The 7,223-nt window shown below is 63.9% G+C and carries 6 protein-coding genes; all 6 read right to left on the bottom strand.

What is annotated here, in order from left to right; genetic code table 11:
• A partial coding sequence (locus G455_RS0114915; RefSeq protein ID WP_028094437.1) for a formyltetrahydrofolate deformylase occupies positions 1-645 on the bottom strand: 645 nt, incomplete at its 3' end.
• A gap of 128 nt (positions 646-773) precedes the next feature.
• On the bottom strand, positions 774-1,328 hold the full coding sequence (soxG, locus tag G455_RS0114910; RefSeq protein WP_028094436.1) for a sarcosine oxidase subunit gamma family protein: 555 nt from the start codon (positions 1,326-1,328) through the stop codon (positions 774-776).
• A 13-nt stretch (positions 1,329-1,341) separates the two neighbouring features.
• Positions 1,342-4,332 carry a sarcosine oxidase subunit alpha gene (locus G455_RS0114905; protein WP_028094435.1) on the bottom strand — a complete coding sequence of 997 codons (2,991 nt, stop codon included), beginning with the start codon at positions 4,330-4,332 and terminating at the stop codon, positions 1,342-1,344.
• The gene (locus G455_RS0114900; protein ID WP_028094434.1) at positions 4,329-4,631 is read right to left on the bottom strand and encodes a sarcosine oxidase subunit delta; all 303 of its coding nucleotides are present in this window, start codon (positions 4,629-4,631) and stop codon (positions 4,329-4,331) included. The genes G455_RS0114905 and G455_RS0114900 overlap by 4 nt, the downstream gene beginning before the upstream one ends.
• 25 nt (positions 4,632-4,656) lie before the next feature.
• A complete protein-coding gene (locus tag G455_RS0114895; RefSeq protein WP_028094433.1) occupies positions 4,657-5,910 on the bottom strand; it encodes a sarcosine oxidase subunit beta family protein in 1,254 nt (417 codons plus the stop codon).
• Positions 5,911-6,048: 138 nt separating this feature from the next.
• The gene (locus G455_RS0114890; RefSeq protein ID WP_028094432.1) at positions 6,049-7,095 is read right to left on the bottom strand and encodes a GlxA family transcriptional regulator; all 1,047 of its coding nucleotides are present in this window, start codon (positions 7,093-7,095) and stop codon (positions 6,049-6,051) included.
• Positions 7,096-7,223 lie beyond the last annotated feature (128 nt).

The following is a 7,223-nucleotide window of genomic DNA, read 5'->3' as shown; positions in this document are numbered from 1 at the left end:
CCCGATCAGTTTCACGCCGCGTTCATAGGCCTGCTTGTAGGGATTGGCCCCCTTGAAGGACGGCAGGAAGGAATGGTGGATGTTGATGATCCGGCCCGACATCTTCCGGCACATCTCGTCCGACAGGATCTGCATGTAGCGCGCCAGCACGATCAGCTCGGCCCCCGAATCCTCGACAACCTGCATGATCGCCGCCTCGGCCTGCGGCTTGTTCTCCTTGGTCACCTTGATGCAGTGGAAGGGGATGTCGTGGTTCACCACAACCTTCTGGTAATCCATGTGGTTCGAGATCACCGCCACGATGTCGATCGGCAGCGCCCCGATGCGCACCCGATAGAGCAGGTCGTTCAGGCAATGCCCGAAACGCGACACCATGATCACGACTTTCATCTTTTCCGACGGATCGTGAAAGGCGAACTCCATGCCAAATCGTTCCGCGGTCGCAACGAAGCTCCCGCTCAGATCCTCCCGGCTGCGACCGGCTTCCGATTCAAAGCTCAAGCGCATGAAAAAACGGTCGTTTTCAAGATCGGAGAACTGCGAGCTGTCGTGAATGTTGCAGCCCTGCTCCGACAGATAGGTCGAAATCGCCGCGACGATGCCCGGGCGTACCGGGCAGGACACGGTCAGAGTGATCTGGGACATGTCTGTTGGACCTTTCAGAGGATCGGCAATCCGGCGGGGGGCAGCCCTCCCGCCGGTTTGAGGGGTCTATGTCTTCAGAGCTCAGCGCCCTGCCCGGTTTCGGGCGGCGCCCACGCCGCCGTTCGGTGTCAGTGGTTCTCGGCGCCCAGTTCCCGCACGCCGGTGTCGAGCAGGTGGAACAGATGCGTCGCAAAGCTGGTCCAGCAATCCAGACGGAAGTTGTTGTCGGCATCACGCCACAGGATCACGGTGGCGCCGTCGAACAGGGTGCGGCGCCCCTCGCCCACGGCGATGGTATCGAGATCACGAGCGCAGCCGAGCGTCAGCAGTTCGGCGCCGCGCGGCCCGTCGATGACAAAGCTCACCTCACGCCCGGAGATATCGACCAGGCTGTGGGGATGATCGGCATAGACACCGGCGCAGGCGGCAGTGATCGCGGTGGCGTCGCTCTCCGGTGCATGCAGGACCCATTCGTCGGGCCCGAGGCAGAGCACCTCACGTTCGCCGGCACTGGTACGTTGGCCGATCCGGTCCGGCAGGCTCAGACCCAGGGCCGCCTCGAGCGGTGCCAGATCGCCCCTTGCGCGCAGCGAGAACCGGGCGCAGCGGTGGGCGAAACCAACCCGGGCGGCTGCACTTGCCGTCAGTACGCCGGGCATGAAGGAAGAAATCGGTGCGGTCATCTTCGCCTCCGGGTCAGATTTTCAGACGGGTGTTTTCGGGATCGACGAAAACCGTCGCGGTGATCTTCGCCGCGATGGTGCGGTCCGGCATCGGGATATAGACGGTCTCGCCCATCTTGCCGTGGCCGCCCTCGACCAGTGCCAGCGCGATCGGCTGATCGGTGGTGCCGACGTCGTAGGACGAGGTGACATGCCCCACCATGGTCATCGGGATCGCCTGTTTCGGGTCGAAGACGATCTGCGCGCCCTCTTCCAGCTTCGATCCGTCCTCGGTCAGCAAGCCAACCAGCTGCTTGCGGTTCTTCGCCTGAAGATCCGGGCGCGCCAGCCCGCGCATGCCGACGAAGTCGGGCTTCTTCTTGCCCACGGCCCAGCCCATACCCGCATCATAGGGCGTGACCGTGCCATCGGTGTCCTGACCGACGATGATATAGCCCTTCTCGGCGCGCAGGACGTGCATCGTCTCGGTGCCATAGGCGGTGATGCCGTATTGCTGCCCGGCCTCCCACAGGATGTCCCACAGCTTCTGGCCCAAATGCGCCGGCACGTTGACTTCGAAGCCGATCTCGCCGGTGAAGCTGACCCGGAACAGCCGCGCCGGCATGCCCGCAACGGTGCATTCCACGCAGGACATATGCGGGAAGGCCTCTTCGGTCAGCTCGACGCCTTCGACGAAGGGCGCCAGCAGCTTGGCGGCATTGGGGCCGTTCAGCGCCACGGTCGACCAATGTTCAGTCGTCGAGGTCAGCCAGACGTTCAGATCGGACCATTCGGTCTGGAGGTAATCCTCCATCATGTTGAGAACCCGCGCCGCACCGCCGGTGGTGGTGGTGACGTGGAAGCGATCCTCGGTCATGCGGCCAATGACACCGTCGTCGCGGATATAGCCGTCATCGCCCAAGAGCAGGCCATAGCGGCAACGGCCCGGCGCCAGCTTGGTCCAGGGGTTGGTGTACATGCGGTTCATGAATTCCACCGCATCGGGGCCCACGACCTCGATCTTGCCCAGGGTCGAGGCATCGAAGATACCGACCGAGGCGCGGGTGGCGGCGCATTCGCGGCGCACGGCGGTATCCATGTCCTCGCCCGGCTTGGGGAAGTACCGGGCCCGGCGCCACTGGCCGACCGGTTCGAAGACCGCACCCTTCGCCTCGGCCCAGCTGTCGATATTGGTCTTGCGCGTCACCTCGAAATGCTCGCCGCGGTGATAGCCCGCGAAGGCACCGAAGCTGGTCGGCGTATAGGGCGGCCGGAAGGTGGTCAGGCCCACCTGCGGCTGCTTCTTGCCAAGTGCGTCGGAGGCGATGTTCAGACCGTTGATATTGGACATCTTGCCCTGATCGGTCGCCATGCCGTTGGTGGTATAGCGTTTGACATGTTCGATCGAGCGCATGCCCTCGCGCACGGCCAGACGCAGGTCCTTGGCGGTCACATCGTTCTGGAAATCGACAAAGGCCTTGGCCTTGCCGGCGCTGAGGTCGGTCGGCAGTTCCTTGTGCGACACACCGGTGCCGGGGCGGTCGGCCTCAATCGCATAGGCCACCTGCGCGCCGGTCTTGCCCAGGGCTTCGGCCACGGCGCGGCCCTTTTCGGCGCCGTCGGCCAGGGCCGCCCCGATGCCCCAGAGGCCACGGCTGGCGCCGGCGATCACGCAGTCTTCCGGCGTCTTTTCCGGCAGGAAGGTGGTGCGATCGTCGTCCCAGGTGAGCGATCCCTTGGTGTGAGAGAACAGATGCAGCGACGGCGTCCAGCCGCCCGACATCAGCACCGCGTCGCAACGGATATCCTGCGCGGCACCGACAGTGCCCCCCGCCACCGGGTTGATCCGCAGCGAGGAAACCCGCAGCCGGCCCGAGGTTGCGGTTGCGGTATGCGACAGCTTGACGGCGATGCCGCGGGCGCGCGCCTCGCTCTGCAGCAGCGCGTCGACATCGGCGCGGGTATCCACGATGGCCTGCACCTTGGCGCCGGCATCCTGCAGATCGAAGGCCGCGTACCAGGCGGAATCATGCGATGTCAGGATCACCGGGCGCTTGCCGACCAGAACACCGTAGCGGTTCAGGAAGGTCTGGGCCGAGCCTGCCAGCATCACGCCAGGACGGTCATTGCCATGGAACACCAGCGGCTTTTCCAGCGCCCCTTGCGCCAGCACAACCTGTTTGGAGCGCACCCGCCACAGCCGTTCGCGCGGGGTGTCGGCGGGCAGCTTGGGCAGATGGTCGGTCAGTTTTTCGACCAGCCCGATCATGTTCTGGTGGTAATAGGCGATGGCGGTGGTGCGGGTCATGATCTTCACACCCAGGGCCTTCAGCGCCTCGAGCTCGGCCGCCAGCCAGTCCCAGGCCGCCTTGCCGTCGATCCGCGCCTGCGGTTCGGACAAGAGCGTGCCGCCGGCTTCGGGGTTTTCATCCACCAGCACCACGCGCAGCCCTTCGACCGCGGCGGCACGGGCGGCGGCGAGCCCGGTGGGCCCGGCGCCGACGATCAGCACATCGCAATGCAGGTTGCGCGAGGCGTAGGTATCCGGATCCTCTTCGATCGGGCTCACGCCCAGGCCGGCGGCGGCGCGGATGAAGGGTTCATAGACCTTGTCCCAGAAGGATCGCGGCCACATGAAGGTCTTGTAGTAGAATCCCGCCGAGAACAGCATATAGGCTGCGTCGTTCACCGCACCCACGTCGAACTTGAGGCTGGGGAATTTGTTCTGGGAATTGGTTTCGAGCCCGTCCCAGATCTCCTGCACGGTGGCGCGGGTGTTGGGTTCGAACCGGCCCGAACCGCGACGGGTGCCGATCAGCGCGTTGGGCTCTTCGGAGCCGGCCGCGATGGCGCCGCGCGGGCGGTGATACTTGAACGACCGCCCCATAAGATGCACGCCGTTGGCCAGCAGGGCCGAGGCGACGGTATCGCCTTGGGCGCCGCGATAGCTCTTGCCGTCGAAGGTGAAGGTCACGGGGCGGGCGGTATCCACCCGGCCCCGGCCGGAAACGCGGTACTGGCTCATTTCAGGCCCTCCGTCAGGCTGGAGAGGTCAGGGCGCGGTTCGCCCGCCTTGTAGGTGGTGAGAAACTTGTCGGTGACGGTATCGCGCACCGCATTGAAGAACCGACCGCAGCCGTGGACGTGGCGCCAGCGTTCGTAAAGCGGCCCCTTCACGTTGGAGCGCATGAAAAGGAATTCTGCCCAATCCTCGTCAGTGGTCTCGGAGGGGCGCGTCGGGCGGGCGATATGCGCCTCGCTGGCATAGGCGAATTCGACCTCGGGCAGGGTCTCGTTGCAATAGGGGCAATGGATCAGAAGCATTGGTATGACCTCGATGCGGGCGCAATCAGTGCGCGACGGCGGCAGCGGCGGCTTCGTCGATCAGACGGCCAGTGCGGAAGCGGTCGAGCGTGAATGGGGCGTTGATCGGATGCGGCTCGTCCTTGGCGATGGTATGGGCAAAGACATGGGCCGAACCGGGCGTGGCCTTGAAGCCGCCGGTGCCCCAACCGCAGTTGATATAGAGGTTCGGCACCGGGGTCTTGCCGATGATCGGCGAGCGGTCGGGAGTGTTGTCGGTGATGCCGCCCCATTTGCGCAGCATCCGCATCCGGTTGAAGATCGGGAACACCTCGGAAATCGCGGCGATGGTGTGTTCGATCAGCGGCAGGCCGCCGCGCTGCGAATAAGAGACATACTGGTCGGTGCCCGAGCCGATCACCAGTTCGCCCTTGTCGGACTGGCTGCAATAGGCGTGCACGGCGTTGGACATGACCACGCAGGGGAAGATAGGTTTCACCGGTTCCGACACCAGCGCTTGCAGCGGCATCGATTCCAGCGGCAGGCGCACGCCGGCGGTCGCCATGACCATGGAGTTATGGCCCGAAGCGCTGACCGCGACCTTCTTCGCCTTGATGAAGCCCTTTTCTGTGTCCACCCCGGCGACCGAGCCGTCGGCATTGCGGCGGATCGCGATAACGGCGCAGTTCTGGATGATGTCGACGCCGCGCGCCGCCGCGCCCCGGGCATAGCCCCAGGCCACCGCATCATGGCGCGCCGTACCGGCACGTTCCTGCAGCGCGCCCCCCATCACCGGATAACGCGCATCCTTGGCGATGTTGATCGGCGGACAATATTCCTTGCACTCCTCTGGCGTCAGCCAGCGGTTATCGACACCGTTCAGCCGGTTGGCATGCACGTGGCGTTTGAAACTTTGAACATCATGCACCGTATGAGCCAGCATCAGGCAGCCCCGGTTCGAATACATGACGTTATAGTTCAGCTCCTGGCTGAGCCCTTGCCACAGGTCCACCGAATGGTCGAACAGCCGCTGGCTTTCGTCATAGAGGTAATTCGAGCGGATGATGGTGGTGTTGCGCCCGGTGTTCCCACCGCCCAGCCACCCCTTGTCGATCACGGCGACATTGGTGATGCCATGCTGCGAGGCAAGATAATAGGCGGCGCCAAGACCGTGTCCCCCTGCCCCGACGATGACGACGTCATATTCGGACTTGGGCTGACTATCCGGCCATTGCTCGGTCCAATTCTTGTGACCGCTCATGGCGTTCTTGAGAAGGTTGAAGGCGTTGAAACGCGTCATGGGCGAGCCCCCGGCAGAGAAAAGATCTAACGACTGTGGTAGACCTCTGCCGACGGGCTTCATTGAATATTTGCGACATCCGGACCGGAGATAAGCGCCAGCCACATCGCCAGCCCCCCACAGCCGCCCCTGACCGGCTCAGTCCGGCGCGGCGTCCCGCCCCCGTCGCAGCGCATGCGGGGTCGTCTCGAACCGGCGGCGGAACATCCGACTCAGGTGCGAGGAATCGCAAAACCCGCAATCGACGGCGATCTGGGCGATGGATTTTTCGCTGGTCTCGATCAGGTGATGCGCCAGGGACAGGCGGATGGTCAGAAAGGCCGCTTGCGGCGAGATATCGAGTGCAGTGCGGAAATGCCGTTCGAGCTGGCGCTTGCTGTGGCCGGTCCGGCGGGCGATCTCCTGCACCGACAGCGGCGTGTCGATATTCTGCTGCATCAGCAGCAGCGCCCGCAACACGATCGGATCGCGGGTCTTGAAATCCAGCGTTATGCCCGGCTGTGGCTTTTCGGGCTGGAGGGCATCGTCGATGATCATGATATGCAGGCTCTTGCTCGCCTGGGCGCGCCCGACATGCTTGTCGACCAGATAGGCGGCCAGATGTGCCGAACTGGCCCCGCCCGAACAGGTCAGCCGATCGCCATCCACCACGAAGATCTGGTCCGTGACCGGATTGAGCCCTTCGAACTGTTCAAGGAAATCGGCATGATGAAACCAGCTTACGCAGCAGCGATAACCATCGAGCAACCCGATCTCGTGCAGCATGAAGGCACCAGTGCACAGCCCCACCAGCGGCACCCCCGAGGCCGCGGCCTGTTTCAGGAACCGAACATAGGCCGGGCTGAGATTGGACATCTCGTCCATCAGCCCACCGACCACCACGATGTAATCGAACCGTGTCGGGTCCCCCAGCCGTTCCTTCGGCTGAACAGAGATGCCGCAGCTTGACGTCACCGCATCCATGGTATCCGACAGGACGGTCCAGTTGCACAGGATCGGCCGGCTGCGGTCCCCTTCATCGGCGGCAAGCCGCAGCACGTCCACGAAGTTCGCGAAGGCGCAAAGCGTGAAGCGTTTGGCCAGAATGAACCCGACGGACAGGCGCACCCCGTTCGAGCGCGGCCGGAACGACCGCACCACCGGGCCACGCAAGACCGGTTTCAGCGCTTCGGGTCTGGGCTCCATCGGACCGCCCTCAAAGGGTTGTGAAAATTCCTGAACCTTTGTCGTAGCCGTAATCCCGAGTTGACGCAATCGTTCTGTTTTTTCGAAAGTCGCGACCGCAATACTCCCCGTTACGAATCTGCCTCTCC

The sequence above is a fragment of the Pseudodonghicola xiamenensis DSM 18339 genome (assembly GCF_000429365.1).
In the GTDB taxonomy this organism is placed as follows: Bacteria; Pseudomonadota; Alphaproteobacteria; order Rhodobacterales; family Rhodobacteraceae; genus Pseudodonghicola; species Pseudodonghicola xiamenensis.
This window is presented reverse-complemented; position numbering and strand designations above follow the sequence as displayed.

Excerpts from the sequence above, each read along its gene's own strand:
- soxG (WP_028094436.1), bottom strand. The coding sequence starts at position 1,328 with ATGACCGCACCGATTTCTTCCTTCATGCCCGGCGTACTGACGGCAAGT.
- G455_RS0114905 (WP_028094435.1), bottom strand. The coding sequence starts at position 4,332 with ATGAGCCAGTACCGCGTTTCCGGCCGGGGCCGGGTGGATACCGCCCGC.
- G455_RS0114900 (WP_028094434.1), bottom strand. The coding sequence starts at position 4,631 with ATGCTTCTGATCCATTGCCCCTATTGCAACGAGACCCTGCCCGAGGTC.
- G455_RS0114895 (WP_028094433.1), bottom strand. The coding sequence starts at position 5,910 with ATGACGCGTTTCAACGCCTTCAACCTTCTCAAGAACGCCATGAGCGGT.
- G455_RS0114890 (WP_028094432.1), bottom strand. The coding sequence starts at position 7,095 with ATGGAGCCCAGACCCGAAGCGCTGAAACCGGTCTTGCGTGGCCCGGTG.